Consider the following 14,362-nt stretch of genomic DNA (forward strand, 5'->3'; position numbering starts at 1 on the left):
CTCTGGCGAGGGCCCTCGCGCGCTACAGGCTGGCGCGCACCGCGGCGATCACCTGGTCCTGACGGTCACCGGCCAGATAGGCGTCCATGGGCAGGGACACCACGCGCGCCATGGCCCGCTCGGTCACGGGCAGGTCGCCCGGCGCCAGCGGATAGCGCTTGTAGGGTTCCTGCACATGCATCGGGACGGGATAATACACCGCCGTGGGCACGCCCTTTTCGGCCAGGCGGGCGCGGAAGGCATCTCGGTCATCGACCTCGATGGTGTATTGCGCCCAGGTCGACACCCCGCCCTCAATCACCACCGGCGCCTTGACCACATCGCCAAAGCCCGCCGCATAGGCGTCTGCGGCGGTGTTGCGCGCCTTGATCTCGTCGGGGAAAATCGCCAGCTTTTCCAGAAGGATGGCGGCCTGGATGGTGTCCAGGCGCGAATTCATCCCGATCCGGTCATAGGCGTAGCGCTCTTCGCCCTGGCCATGATTGCGCAGCGAGGAGAACAGGACGGCGAGCTCGCCGTCATTGGTCACCACCGCTCCGCCATCGCCATAACAGCCCAGCGGCTTGGCCGGATAGAAGCTGATGGTGGCGATATCAGCCCAGTGGGCGGGATGCTGGCCGTTGAGCGTGCAGCCAAAGCCTTGAGCGCTGTCGGCGATCAGCTTGAGGCCATGGGCGCGGGTGATGGCGCTGATGGCGGGATAATCAGCAGGCTGGCCGAACAGGTCCACCGCAATCACCGCGCGCGGGGTGAGGCCCGGCTCTGTCTTCGCCCACTCGATGGCGCGCTCCAGGCTCGCCGGGTCCATGCAATAGGTGTCCGGGTCGATATCGACAAACACCACCGTGGCGCCGAGCCAGGCCACCACTTCGGCGGTGGAGGCGAAGGTGAAGCTGGGCGCGAACACCGCATCGCCCGGGCGCAGCTTCCAGGCCATCAGCGGCAGGGCGATGGCGTCGGTGCCGTTGGCGCAGGTCAGGGCGTGTTCTGTCTGGCCGAAGGCCTTGAGCTGGCTTTCCAACTCGGTGACCTCGGGCCCGAAAATGTATTTGCCGTCCGCGACCACACGCGCGATGGCGGCGTCGAGCCGGTCCTGGATGCGGGCGCGCTGGGCGGCGAGATCAATGAAAGGCAACATGCGGACGGTGATCCTTCAAGCGGAATTCAAGGTGTGGCGGCGCGTATATCGCCGCCCGGGGCGGGGCGGAACTCACGTTTCATTGCCCTATTCGACAGTCACCGACTTGGCCAGATTGCGCGGCTGGTCCACGTCGGTGCCCTTGTGCACGGCGGTGAGGTAGGCGATCAGCTGCACCGCCACCGCCATCACGATCGGCGCGGACAGCCGCCCGGCGGGCGGCGTCACCAGGGTCAGCGCCGCCTGACCGTCCAGCGCGGCGGCGGCGGCTTCATCGGCCACCGCAATCACCCGTGCGCCGCGCGCGCGCACCTGTTCAATCGAAGAGCGGGTCTTGTCGAACAGCGCATCCATGGGCGCCAGAACGATCACCGCCACGCCTTCCTCGATGAGGGCGATGGGGCCGTGCTTGAGCTCGCCAGCGGCATAGCCTTCGGCATGGATATAGCTGATTTCCTTGAGCTTCAGCGCGCCTTCCAGCGCCAGCGGGAACAGCGCGTTGCGGCCCAGGAACAGGACGATATCGCTGCGCGCCAGATCCAGCGCCAGCGCATCCACGCCCTGACGCAGATTGAGCGCTTCGCCCATCAGGCGCGGGGCGGCGGAGAGGTCGGCGATGGCGGCGCTGACGCCCGCCTTGTCCAGGCGCCCGCGCTGGGCGCCGGCTGCGATGGCGAGCGCGAAGAGCGCGGCAAGCTGGCAGGTGAAAGCCTTGGTGGAGGCCACACCGATCTCGGGCCCTGCGAGCGTGGGCAGGACGATATCGGCCTCGCGCGCCATGGTGGAGTGGGGCGTGTTGGTCAGGGCGATGGTGATCAGGCCCGCCTGCTGGCACAGGCGTAGCGCTTCAAGCGTGTCAGCAGTCTCGCCCGACTGGGAGATGAACAGCGCTGCATCCCCCGGCGCGAAGGCCGGATCGCGATAGCGGAACTCCGAGGCTATATCGACCTCGCACGGCAGGCCGGCCAGGCTTTCAAAGCTGTAGCGCGCCACCATGCCAGCATAGGCCGCCGTGCCGCAGCCCACGATGAGCAGCCGGTTCATGGCCTTGAAATCGACATGGGACGGCAGCTGCACCGCACCCTCGGCGAGATTGAGATAGGCCGCCAGCGTGCGCCCGACGACTTCGGGCTGCTCGTGGATTTCCTTTTCCATGAAATGGCGGAACGGGCCCTTGTCGACCCGGCCGAACACGCCCGGCCCCGCCGCCTGCTTGCGCTGGGCCGGACGGCCTTGCGCATCGCGCACATCGGCCTGGCCAGCACTCACCACCACCGTGTCGCCGTCTTCGAGATAGATGAGGGTCCGGGCGTCTTCGGGCAGGGCCATGGCGTCAGACGCGATATAGCCCGTCTGCTGCCCCAGCGCCGCCAGCAGGGGCGCAGCCCGGCGCGCGCCGAACACAAGACCCGGCGCGCTCTCACTCACCGCCGCCAGCGCGAACGCACCCTGCAGGCGCGCCACGACAGAGCGCCAGGCGTCATGGGGATCGGCATGCGCATCCAGCGCCTGATCGAACAGATGGGCGACCACTTCGGAGTCGGTGTCGGACTGGAATGTCCGCCCCGCCCTGACCAGTTCGGCCTTGAGCGCGGCGTGGTTCTCGATAATGCCGTTATGGACCAGGCTCACCTGTCCAGCGCGGTGGGGGTGGGCGTTGCGCTCCTCGGCGGCGCCATGGGTCGCCCAGCGCGTATGGGCGATGCCGGATGCGCCCGTGAGGCCGCCACGCGCCGCGAGCTTGCCGGCCAGCGCCGAGACCTTGCCCGCCGCGCGTTCGCCTGCGAGCGCCCCGTCAGCACCGGCCACGCACACGCCAGCCGAATCATAGCCGCGATATTCCAGCCGCCGCAGGCCCTCCACCAGCACGTCGCAGGCGTCGGCCCGCCCGGTCACACCCACGATGCCGCACATTGTTCCGTCTCCTGACAGGTCCCGGGGCCAGCCCGGCCTCTTATAGGCAGCCCTGCACGCAAGGCGCCAGACGCCCCGGTCCGACAAAACATTTCAGATCGTGACAGGAGCGCCAGCGCGGGCTTTCTCAGTCAGCCGCGACAAACCGGGCGCCCCTGCCGGGCAATTCGCGCTAGAAGCCGGACCATGACCACCGAGCCACGCGATTCCGCCACGCCTGCATTCGCCATCGCCATGCCGGTGGGCGCCTGGCATCCCCTGCTGCCGGCGGTGCTGGAGAGCCTGAAGGCCCAGGACATGCCGCTCGAGATCGCCTTCATGGACGCCTCGGGCGATGCGCGCGTGCGTGACTGCGCCGACGCCAGCGCGATCGCCTTCGCCGTGCGCCGCGAGGGGCCGGACGGCGGCCAGGCCGCCGCCATTGCAGACGGCTGGTCCCAGACCCGCGCGCCGATCCTGGGCTGGCTCAACGCCGACGACCAGCTGGCGCCTGGCGCGCTGCAAACCGTGCTGGAATTGTTCGAGGCTCACCCGGACGCCGGCGTGGTGCATGGCGGATCGCAATTTGTGGATATCGAAGGCGAGATCACCGGCCAGCATGACCAGCTGGGCGAGGCCGGGCCTCTGCTCTACCGGGCCAATCTCATCTCCCAGCCGTCTTGCTTTGTCCGGCGCGCCTCAATAGAGGCTGTAGGGGGGATCAACCGGGCGCTTCATTACACCATGGACTGGGATTTGTGGGTGCGGCTCCACGCCGCCGGAACGCGTTTCGTGCGCACTGACGCCATACTCTCGCGGGTTTATATGGGCCAGGGCACCAAGACCGCCGACATCAACGCCCGCCGGTTGTGGGAGATCGCCCGGCTGGTCAATCGTCACGCCGGGCCATGGAACGCCTTGAAGTCCGCCGCCTCTTTCGCCCTGCACCCGCTCCGGAGCCGCTGATGAACGCCGCTGCGACACGCCCCCGCTTCACCATCGTGACCCCGAACTGGAACGGCCAGGCCTATCTGCGCCCATGTCTGGAATCGGTGGTGGAGCAGAATTACCCGGAGCTGGAATACATCGTCGTGGACGGCGACAGCTCGGATGGTTCGCGCATCATCATCGAGGAATTCCGCGACCAGCTGTCCGGCCTGATCTGCGAGCCCGATAACGGCCATGCCGACGCGCTCAACAAGGGGTTCGCCGCCTCCACCGGCGAGATCATGGGCTGGATCAATTCCGATGACGTGATCCTGCCGGGCACGCTGTCCTTCGTGGCGCGCCTGTTTGAAGCCCGTCCCGACATTGACTGGATCACCGGCAGGCCCTCCAGCATGAATGCGGACGGGGTGATCGAGTGGATGGGGCCGGTGCGGCCCTGGTCGCGCGTGCGCTTCCTGGCCGGCGACAATCAATGGATCCAGCAGGAATCCACCTTCTGGCGGCGCAGCCTGTGGGAGCGGGCCGGAGGACGGCTCGACACGGACTTCCAGCTCGCCAATGATTTCGAGCTGTGGTGCCGCTTTTTCCGCCATGCCGAGCTGCACACGGTCGACCGCCATCTGGGCTGTTTCCGGGTGCGTCCGGGCCAGCGCTCCATTGTCTACAAGACGCGCTATGAAAAGGAAGCCCGCCAGATTCTGGCGCGCGAGCTGGAGCAGGCGGAGCCGGACTTCCGCGACGCCTTCGCGACGCTTCTCCCCGATGCGCCGGTGACGCTGGACGCTGATGCGCGCCAGCGCCGCGACAAGGAATTGTCCGTCTGCGATCCGCCCATCATCCGCGCCAGCAGCCTGCGGCCGGCGCGGCAGGGCGGGCGCAAGGAAACCGCTCCCCAGATTTTTGAGAACGCCATCGAGCGCGCCTGCGCACCCAGCCTGCTGACCCGGTTCAAGGGCGTCCACGCCGGCCAGCGCTGCTTCATCATGGGCAATGGCCCCTCGCTCAACCAGACCGACCTGAGCTTGCTGGACGGCGAGACGGTGTTCGCCTGCAACTCCATCTACATGCTGTTCAACCGGATCGACTGGCGGCCAACCTATTACGCTTGTGTGGATTCACGTGTCCTGCCCGACCGCGCCAGCGAGATCGCAGCCATGCTGGACGCCAACCCGTCCATGACCGGCTTCTTCCCGGCGGTGATCCAGGAGCATGTGGGCGACAAGCGCCGCACGCCCGCGCGCACAGCTCTGCCGTCGGCCAAGAACCGCTTCTATTTCAACGAGGTGTTCGGCACGCTCGAAGACCTGCCCGATTCCATGTTCTCCACCGATATCGAGGCGGGCGTGGTGCAACCCCATACGGTCACCATCACCATGCTGCAAATCGCGGCCTATATGGGGTTTTCGGAGATTTACCTGATCGGCTGCGACACCCGCTATGTGGTGCCCGACAGCGTCAAGGCGGACGATCCTGACGCGCTCGCCCTGACCTCCACGCGCGATGACGACCCCAATCATTTCGATCCGGCCTATTTCGGCAAGGACCGCAAATGGCACGCGCCCAACACCGCCATGATGATCGAGCACTACAAATTCGCCCGGCAGGCGCTGGAGGCGCGCGCGATCAAGGTGTTCAACGCCACTGTGGGCGGCGATCTGGAGGTGTTTGACCGGATTGATTACGAGACCCTGTTCGATCCCGAAGTGCGCACCATTATCCGCGAGCGCAAAATCGCCGCCCAGCCTGCGGAAGGCGCCGCGCCCCAGACCAGCCGCATCGAAGCGATGATCGAGCGCGCGCCCGCGCGCCTGCGCGCGCCGCTGCTATCGGCCTGGCGCAACCGGGCTTTCCTGGCGGCGATGGCGGTGGCGGGGATCGCCTTCCTCGGTTTTCTGGCGCTGGACTGGAGCGCGCCCCTGCGGCCCTGGCTATGGCCGCTGGCCCTGTTCGCCCTGGCCTTTGCATTCACCGCCGGCGTAGCGGTCAAGGCACGCCGCCTGCTCAATGAGGCGCGCGTCCAGCTCAATGACCTGCAAGGCCGCGAGGTGGCGCGCGAGCTGCGCTTTATCGAGCTGGAGGCCCAGCTGGAGGATGCGCGCTCACGCCTGGACGAGCTGGAAAGCGCCCAGACCGGCCAGGACTGACCGCGCGCCAGTTGCCCGGACCAGGCGGGGGCGGCAAACTGGCTTCGAGCCGTTCACGGGCGGCGCGCTCAGTTACGCCGGGCGCCGCCACAGTCACTCAGACCCGCAGGGATAAAGCCATGATCCGGGCGCGCGCGCCGAGGCGCATTCGCTACAACACGCTCACCCGCACGCTGGAAGGCTGGGTCAAGGCGCGCCTGTGGGCGCAGGTGCTGATCGGGCTGATCCTGGGGACCGCGACGGGGCTGGCGCTGGGGCCGGAAGCCGGGCTGGTCAGCCGCGAGCTGGCGGCGGCGCTGGGCGAATGGATGGCGCTGCCCGGCCATATCTTCCTGGGGCTGATCAAGATGGTGCTGATGCCGCTGGTGGCCAGCTCCATCATTCTCGGTCTCGCCGCGGGCGCCGCCGATCCTGCGCGCCTGCGCGCGGTGGGCGGGCGCCTGGCCCTGTTCGTGGGCGCCACCACCACCGCCGCCGCGGCGCTGGGCGCGTTTCTGACCATGACCTTCCGCCCCGGCGCGCTGGTCGCCACAGAGTTCGTCCCCGTCCCGCGCCTGCGGCCCGACCCGGCTGAAGCGGCCATCAACGCTGATCCCTTCGCCCAGATGGCCGCTGACGCGCCGGGCATGATCGCCGCACTGGTGCCCGACAATCCGCTCGCCTCCATGGTGGAGAGCGAGATGCTGGCGGTGGTGATCTTCTCCATCTTTCTGGGCGCCGCCTATGTGGCCTCGCCCAACAAGACCCGCCTCGAGCCGCTGATCCGGGTGCTGGAGGGCCTGCTGGAAGTGGCCATGACGGTGGTGAAATGGGCGATGTACATCACGCCCTACGCCGTGTTCGGCCTGACCGCGCAATTGCTGGCCCGCCTGGGCGCGGAATCGCTGGTGGCGCTGGGCGCCTATGTGGCGACCGTGCTGGCGGGACTCGCCGGTCTTCTGGCGCTGTACTACGCCTGCGTGGCGCTGTTCGGACGCATGAGCCCGCTGACCTTCCAGCGCGCGGTGGGTGAGGCCCAGCTTCTGGCCTTCTCCACCTCGTCCTCCGCCGCCGTCATCCCGCTCTCCATCCGCACCGCCGTGGAGAAGCTGCACGCCCCCTCCTCCACCGCCAGCTTCGTGATCCCGCTGGCGGCCACGGTGAACATGGCCGGCACCGCGCTCTATCAGGCTTGCGCGGTGGTGTTCGTCGCCCAGATCGCCGGCGTGGCGCTCGATCCGTTCCAGGTGGCCTTCATGATCGCCACGCTGGTGGCCGCCTCCATCGGCGCGCCGGGGGCGCCGGGCGTGTCCATCGCCATACTGTCCGGGCTTGTCGTCAGCTTCGGCATCCCGCCCTACGGGCTGGTGTTCGTGCTGGGCGTGGACCGGTTCCTGGACATGGCGCGCACGGCGGTGAACGTCACCGGGGATCTGGCCGCCACGCGCATCCTGACCCGCAATGGCGAGGAGCTGGACGCCGCCGAAGCCCGTCAGTCCTGAAGCAAGGGCGCGGTCAGGGTGACATGGCCCATCTTGCGGCCTTCGCGCGTCTGCCGCTTGCCATAGAGATGCAGGTGCGCGCCCGGCTCGGCGAGCCAGCGCGCCCAGTCATCAGCCTCAGATCCGATCAGATTGATCATGCGCGCCGCCCGCAAGGCAGACGGATCGCCCAGCGGCCAGCCCGCCACCGCCCGCACATGCTGCTCGAACTGGCAGGTGCGCGCGGCGTCCATGGTCCAGTGGCCGGTATTGTGAACGCGCGGGGCGATCTCGTTGACCCGCAGCGTCCCGTCCTCCAGCTCGAACAGCTCCACCGCCATGACGCCGACATAATCCAGCGCTTCCAGAATGGCGCGCGCCATGTCTTCAGCCGTCCGGGCCGTCGCCGCGCTGACATCGGCCGGCGCCAGGCTCTCGCGCAGAATGCCCCCCTGATGACGATTGTCCGCCAGCGGCCAGGGGCGCACATCGCCCTCAAGGCTGCGCGCCGCCAGAATGGACAACTCGCGCCGGAACGGGGCGAAGGCTTCCAGAATGGCCGGGCGGCCTTCGAAACGGGTGAAGGCGTCTGCAGCCTCATCGGCGGTTTTCACCACCGCCTGACCCTTGCCGTCATAGCCGAGACGGCGGGTCTTGAGTATGGCCGGCGCCCCTAGTTCGGACAGTGCGGCGCGCGCGTCATCGGCGCTGTCCACGGCGCGGAACTCCACCGTGCGTGCGCCATGAGCGTTGAGGAAGGTCTTCTCCGTCAGCCGGTCCTGCGCGGTCTCCAGCGCCTGGGCGCCCGGGCGCAAGGGGGCGTGGCGGGCCGCCTCGCGCGCACTTTCGACGGGCACGTTTTCAAACTCGAACGTCACTGCCTGCACCGAAGCGGCGAAGCGCGCCACGGCGTCCAGATCCTCATAGGGCGCGCAGTGATGCTCGACCGCTACGCGGCTCGCCGGGCAATCGGGTTCGGGATCAAAGATCACCGCGTCCAGGCCCAGCCGCGCCGCCGCCAGCGCCAGCATGCGCCCGAGCTGGCCGCCGCCGAGAATGCCGATGCGGTCTGCCGGCTTGAGCGCGCTCACTTTTAGTCCTCGACGCTCTCGGCCACCGAGGCGGTCTGCCCGGCCCGCCAGGCTTCCAGCCGCGCCATCAGCTCCGCGTCGGACAGGGCCAGGATGGAGGCGGCCATGAGGCCCGCATTCTTCGCGCCCGCCTCGCCGATCGCCAGCGTGCCCACCGGCACGCCGCCGGGCATCTGCACGATGGACAAAAGGGAATCGAGCCCGGACAGGGCCCTGGACTGCACCGGCACGCCCAGAACGGGCAGGGACGTCATGGACGCCACCATGCCTGGCAGGTGCGCCGCGCCGCCCGCGCCCGCGATGATCACCTTCACGCCAGCAGCCTGTGCGCCTTTGGCGAAGCTCACCAGCCGGTCCGGCGTGCGGTGTGCGGAGACCACGCGCGCCTCATAGGCCACGTCAAGCGCATCCAGCATCGCCGCCGCCGACTTCAGGGTCGGCCAGTCGGAACGCGAACCCATGACGATGGCGACGGGCGCCGCCCCGGCGCGAGTGCTCATGATGACTGCCTGCTGGTCACTGGAAAGCGCGGGACAATACGCACACGCGCTGCAAGGTCAAGGAGAACCGGTCCCGCTGCCCCCCGCCTCCAGCGCCGCCAGCACATCGCCCGCCCAGGCGGCGATGTCCGGCTCCTCGCTGAGGGCGGCCCGGTGCCCCCATTGGGCAGCCTCCCCGCGCGCGCCCGCCTGCAGGAGCTTGTGAGCCAGATTGAGCATGGCGCCCTGATGGCCCTGCTCTGCGGCGGCGCGGGTCCAGTGGGCCGAGCCGTCCGGGTCCGTCTCGAACAAACCGCCTGATGCGAGCAGTGAACCCAGTACGAATTGCGCCTCGGCTTGGCCGGTCTGCGCTGCGGCGAGATAGGCCGCGCGCGCAGCCTCCGGGTCGCGCCGGACGATCCGGCCTTCTTCATACAGCCCGGCCAGCTCCAGATGCGCCTGGCCCGAACCCAGCTCTGCGGCGCGATGGAGCCAGTTGAGGCGGGCGGGCGTGTCGTGCATCAGCGATCGTGACAGCCAATAGGCCGCCTCGCCATAACCAGCCTCGGCGAGCGGGCGCAGGAGATCGCGCGCCGCCTCCAGCGCGCCCGAGGCCAGCGCGTCGAGCGCCCGGGCCAGAGACGGATCAATCACAGACGCCGTCATTGAACAGGCAGGCGAGGGTGACCCGTTGGCGGGTCTGCCGCTCGGCCTCGGTGAGATCCGTGTGGTAGACGGCCAGCCGCTCGCGCAGTCCGGCCATATAGGCGGCCAGTTCTGGCCTATGGGGATCAGACAGCCGGTTTGAGAACACATCCAGCGCAGAGGCCGCCCGTGCGCGATCACCGCGCGCCTCGTAAAGATCAGACAGGCGCGACCAGGCCTCAGGCGGCTGGAGGCCCTCACGCGCCGCCTGCATGTACCAGTAGGCGGCCTGGTCCAGGTCAGGCTCAACACCCGGCGCGCCATAGTGAAAAAGCTCGCCCGTGGGCCATTCGGTGAAGCGCATCTGCGCCGCCCGCGCCGCGTCCAGCCAGTGCAGCGCCGCCTCCCCGTCCGCCGGTCCGCCTTCGCCCGCCATCAGCATCCGGGCCAGCGGAACCATGGCGTGGCCATGTCCGGCATCAGCCGCCGCCTGATATAGCGCACGGGCGCGCTCATGATCCTGCCCGGTGTAAAGGCCTGTATCGGTATGGAAATAACCCGCCAGCCAGCTCATCGCCCAGGGGAAGCCGGCCTCAACGCCATACTCCAGCCAGCGCACAAGCTCGGCGCGGTGAAAGGGGTGGTTGGGCCAGTACTGATGGCCAAAGGCCAGACGCAGCACCGCATTCTCATGACCCTGCAAGGCCGCACGCTCCAGCCATTCCACGCCTTCCACCCCGCCCATGGCGCCGTATTGACGCCCGTCGGCCAGGGCCATGCCCAGCCGGTATTGCGCTTCGGCGTCGCCAGCCTCGGCCAAAGGCCTCAGCATGCGGGCGGCGCTGGCGAAATCACGCGCCTCCATGGCCTTCCCGGCGTCCGCGAAACGGTCAGGTTCGTCAGCGAAGGCGGGGGCGGCGCATAGCAGGGCGGCGATGAGGGGCAGAGCGCGCATGGCGGCGGCCTTGATAGTGGAAACCGCTGGCGAGGCTGCGCCTCCAGACGCCTGAAAACAAGCCTGAAATTACAAGAAGGAATAGGGCTCGATATCAAGGCTCACCCGGATGGAGGGCGGGGTTTTGAAGCGCGAGGCCCAGGCGCGCATATAGGCCGATATATCCACCTGCCGGCCCGCCTGCACCAGGAAGCGCTTGCGCCAGCGCCCGCGCACCACGCTCAGCGGCGGATCAGCGGGGCCGAACACCTCCACACCGTCGGCCAGAGGCGCGGCGGCGGCGATGGATCGCGATATTGTTTCAAGAGCTTCGGGGTCAGGTCCGGAAAGAATCAGCGCGGCCAGGCGCCCGAAGGGCGGCAGGCCCAGCATTTCACGCACCGAGCGCTCGGCGGCCAGGAACGCCTCCCGGTCGCCGGCAGCAAGCGCCTGAAGCGCTTCATGATCCGGGTTCCAGGTCTGCAGGATCGCCCGCCCGGGACGGTCCGCGCGCCCTGCGCGCCCAGCCGCCTGCACCAGCGTCTGGTAAGTCCTTTCGCCCGCGCGCAAATCCGCGCCCGCCAGGCCCAGATCGGCGTCCACCACCCCCACCAGCGTCAGGCGGGGGAAATTATGGCCCTTGGCTGCGATCTGGGTGCCAACCAGGATGTCGATCTCGCCCTTTTCCATGCTGGAAACGAGCGCTCTGATGCCATCAGGACCCTGTGCGGTGTCTGACGAGAACACCTCGATGCGCTGATCGGGAAACCGGCGGCGCGCCTCCTCGGCGACGCGCTCCACGCCCGGTCCGACGCTGATCAGGCTGTCTTTGGCGCCGCAGGACGGGCAGACCTCGGGCCGCGGCATGGAAAACCCGGTGACATGGCAGACCAGGCGCCCGGTATAGCGATGCTCGACCAGGAAGCGGTCCGCCTCCGGGCTCTTCATCTTGTGGCCGCACGCCTTGCACAGCACCAGCGGGGCGTAGCCGCGCCGGTTGAGATAGAACATCACCTGCTCGCCGCGCGCCAGCGTCTCGGCCGCGGCGGCGGCAAGCGTTGGCGAAAGCCAGTCGCCCGGCTCGGGCGGGCTCAGGCGCAGGTCCAGAAGCTCGATATCGGGCAGCACCGCGCCCCCGGCGCGCGCGGGCAGGCGCACATGCACATAGCGCCCGCTCTCGGCGTTCACCAGGCTTTCCAGCGAGGGCGTGGCGCTGGCCAGAACGCACAGCGCGCCGGACAGCCTGGAACGGGCCACGGCCAGATCGCGCGCGTTATAGGTGAGCATCTCGTCCTGCTTGTAGGTGGGGTCGTGCTCCTCATCCACGATGATACAGCGCAGATTGCGCATGGGCAGGAACACCGCCGAGCGCGCCCCGGCCACGATGCGCGCGCGCCCCGAGGCCGCCTCGCGCCAGACCCGCCGGCGCGCCTTGTCGGAGAGCCCTGAGTGCCACACCGCCGGCTCAGCCCCGAAGCGTTCGGCAAAGCGGCGGGTGACAGCCTGGGTGAGCGCGATCTCGGGCAGGAGCACCAGCACCTGGGCGTCCGGCTCGCGGCGCAGGATCTCGGCGGCGGCCTCGAAATACACTTCCGTCTTGCCCGATCCGGTCACGCCATCGAGCAGGGCGGCCTGATATCCGCCCGCGCCCGCCATGCGCCGCAGCGCTGCGGAGGCCTGTTCCTGCAGTGGCGTCAGGGCCAGGCCCGCCCGGTCCGGATCAGGGGCGTCAAAGGGCGGATCGGCGGCGATCTCTTCGGCGCGCAGCGCGCCGGCCTGCGCCAGCCCGGTCACGACAGATGAGGACACGCCTGCGCGCCGGGCCAGTTCGGCGGCGGTGACGGCTTCGGGCGCCGCGGCCTCCAGCACGGCGCGCCGGGCCGGGGTCAGGCGTGCGATCTCAAGGCCGGTGACATGATAGACGGTCTCCACCGGGCTGGGGCGCAGGGCGCCGGGCGAGCGCAGAAGCGCGCGCAGGATCACGCCGGGCGGCTCCACCAGATAGCGCGCGCACCAGTCGACAAAGGCCCGGTCGGCCTCGCCCAGCGGCGGGCCGCCAATGACATCGGTCAGGGATTTGAGCGGGCGAGATCCGTCATCGGCGCGCAACGCCCACACCACGCCCGGGGCCGTGCGCTGGCCCAGCGGCGCCAGCACATGATCGCCCGCACGCACGTCCACGCCGTCAGGGACCGCATAGTCGAACGGTTCGGGCAGGGGCATGGGAAACAGGACCGAAGCCCTGACGGCGAGCGGGGCGGACATGGACGCGCTGGGACCTCCCCCGGCAGACGGGAATCAGGCCGCCACCATAGCAGAGGCCGGCGGAAGGTCCCGCCGGCCTTGCCGGTGCTGCAGCGATGTCAGGCTTTAGTCGAACAGGGCGTCGATGGCGTCCTGGTCCATGCCCAGCAGCGCATCCACATCATCCTGGCCGGTTTCCGGCCCGCCCAGAGCCGGGCCGTTGAGGTGCAGCTTGTTGCGCCGCTCGGCCTCTTCACGCTCGGCCTCGGTGGCGTCTGCGTCGAGCACGCCCATGGTGGCGGCGAAGCGCCCGACACGCTCCTCGATATGCTTGAGTGAGGACACCACCTTGGACACGCGCTGACCGGCGAGATCCTGAAAGGCGCAGGCCTCGATGATCTTGGTCATCGCCTCGTCCACCGCGTCCTTGTAGGCGGCGGGGTCGCTGGCGTCCATCATCATGACGGCCTCGGCCTGGCTCATAATGGTTTCGGTGGCCTTTTCGGTATCGCCCACCACCGCTTCCAGCTCGGCGCCGGCGACGGGGATGCGCTGCTCCTTGATATCATTGGGGCGCAGCTGGGCGATTTCATCACGCGTTCGCGCGATATAGGCGGCGATGGCGTTGAATTCGGTGTGGATCGAACGATCCAGCGACCCGAAAAACATCTGCATGGTGTCCGTCAGCTGCTGGGCGAGGCGCAAGACCTCCATCAGCTGGGCGTCCTTCAGATCGGCGGCTTTCACCGACTGAAGCGATTCGCGCACGCGCGCGGCGACTTCTGCTGCAGGCATGGGATCATCCTTCCCTCAGGTATCTGCCCCACGGAGCGCGTTGGCCGCGCCCTCATGTGTTCTGCAATAGTGTTCAGGCCCCAGCCTCAGAACTCGCCGATCACGGCGGACATCTTGGCCTTGAGCGTGCCGGCGTTGAACGGCTTGACGATGTAATTGTTCACGCCCGCCTTCTTGGCGGCGATCACGTTCTCGGTCTTGGATTCGGCCGTGACCATGATGAACGGGGTGGATTTCACCGCCTCGTCCGCGCGCACTTTCTGGAGCAGCTCATAGCCGGTCATCGGCTCCATGTTCCAGTCGGAGATGACAAGGCCGTATTTGCGCTTTTTCATCATCTCGAACGCTTCGGCCCCATCACTGGCCTCGTCCACGTTCTCAAAACCGATCTGCTTGAGCAGATTGCGGATGATCCGCACCATGGTCTTGTAGTCATCAACCACCAGGATCGGCATATTCATCTCAACGGCCATCACCCCACCTCCGTTTGTTCAGGCGCGTCAGACAGCAGACCGGAATCTTTTCCGTGTCCGCCCTTGTGAGTACGCAAGGCTAGACAAGTGCGGTCAAAATTCGGTTAAACACCCGGCC

General features: G+C 68.1%; 12 protein-coding genes. 3 read left to right on the forward strand and 9 right to left on the reverse strand.

Features of this window, described 5'->3' with window-relative positions:
- Positions 1-22 precede the first annotated feature (22 nt).
- Together F1654_RS07495 and glmS are read right to left on the reverse strand one after the other, a co-directional pair.
- Positions 23-1,138 (reverse strand): DegT/DnrJ/EryC1/StrS family aminotransferase, encoded by a 1,116-nt coding sequence (locus F1654_RS07495; protein WP_150022905.1) that lies wholly within the window; start codon positions 1,136-1,138, stop codon positions 23-25.
- An 87-nt stretch (positions 1,139-1,225) separates the two neighbouring features.
- Entirely contained in the window at positions 1,226-3,052 is a 1,827-nt protein-coding gene (gene glmS, locus F1654_RS07500) for a glutamine--fructose-6-phosphate transaminase (isomerizing) (RefSeq protein WP_150022906.1), read from the reverse strand.
- 186 nt (positions 3,053-3,238) lie between these two features.
- Between glmS and F1654_RS07505 the strand changes: the two genes are divergently transcribed.
- From F1654_RS07505 to F1654_RS07515, 3 genes are all read left to right on the forward strand, one after another.
- Positions 3,239-3,997 (forward strand): glycosyltransferase, encoded by a 759-nt coding sequence (locus tag F1654_RS07505; protein ID WP_150022907.1) that lies wholly within the window; start codon positions 3,239-3,241, stop codon positions 3,995-3,997.
- Positions 3,997-6,123 (forward strand): glycosyltransferase, encoded by a 2,127-nt coding sequence (locus F1654_RS07510; protein WP_199200503.1) that lies wholly within the window; start codon positions 3,997-3,999, stop codon positions 6,121-6,123. Before F1654_RS07505 ends, F1654_RS07510 begins: the two co-directional genes overlap by 1 nt.
- Positions 6,124-6,242: 119 nt before the next feature.
- A complete protein-coding gene (locus F1654_RS07515) occupies positions 6,243-7,604 on the forward strand; it encodes a dicarboxylate/amino acid:cation symporter (protein WP_150022909.1) in 1,362 nt (453 codons plus the stop codon).
- Here F1654_RS07515 and F1654_RS07520 read toward each other — a convergent pair.
- The 7 genes from F1654_RS07520 to F1654_RS07550 all read right to left on the reverse strand — a co-directional run bounded on the left by F1654_RS07520 (position 7,595) and on the right by F1654_RS07550 (position 14,244).
- Complete coding sequence (locus F1654_RS07520) at positions 7,595-8,674, reverse strand: 5-(carboxyamino)imidazole ribonucleotide synthase (protein WP_150022910.1); 1,080 nt, start codon at positions 8,672-8,674, stop codon at positions 7,595-7,597. The two genes, F1654_RS07515 and F1654_RS07520, sit on opposite strands and share 10 nt — an antisense overlap.
- 2 nt (positions 8,675-8,676) lie before the next feature.
- Complete coding sequence (purE, locus tag F1654_RS07525) at positions 8,677-9,174, reverse strand: 5-(carboxyamino)imidazole ribonucleotide mutase (RefSeq protein WP_150022911.1); 498 nt, start codon at positions 9,172-9,174, stop codon at positions 8,677-8,679.
- Between the two features lie 57 nt (positions 9,175-9,231).
- Entirely contained in the window at positions 9,232-9,807 is a 576-nt protein-coding gene (locus F1654_RS07530; protein WP_150022912.1) for a tetratricopeptide repeat protein, read from the reverse strand.
- A complete protein-coding gene (locus F1654_RS07535; protein ID WP_150022913.1) occupies positions 9,800-10,753 on the reverse strand; it encodes a tetratricopeptide repeat protein in 954 nt (317 codons plus the stop codon). Before F1654_RS07535 ends, F1654_RS07530 begins: the two co-directional genes overlap by 8 nt.
- 69 nt (positions 10,754-10,822) lie before the next feature.
- The gene (locus F1654_RS07540) at positions 10,823-12,997 is read right to left on the reverse strand and encodes a primosomal protein N' (RefSeq protein ID WP_150022914.1); all 2,175 of its coding nucleotides are present in this window, start codon (positions 12,995-12,997) and stop codon (positions 10,823-10,825) included.
- 105 nt (positions 12,998-13,102) lie between these two features.
- On the reverse strand, positions 13,103-13,771 hold the full coding sequence (locus F1654_RS07545) for a protein phosphatase CheZ (RefSeq protein WP_150022915.1): 669 nt from the start codon (positions 13,769-13,771) through the stop codon (positions 13,103-13,105).
- Positions 13,772-13,857: 86 nt separating this feature from the next.
- Positions 13,858-14,244 (reverse strand): response regulator, encoded by a 387-nt coding sequence (locus F1654_RS07550; RefSeq protein ID WP_150022916.1) that lies wholly within the window; start codon positions 14,242-14,244, stop codon positions 13,858-13,860.
- Positions 14,245-14,362: the final 118 nt, after the last annotated feature.

Origin of the sequence: Alkalicaulis satelles, from assembly GCF_008630495.1 — a bacterium.
GTDB lineage: Bacteria > Pseudomonadota > Alphaproteobacteria > Caulobacterales > Maricaulaceae > Oceanicaulis > Oceanicaulis satelles.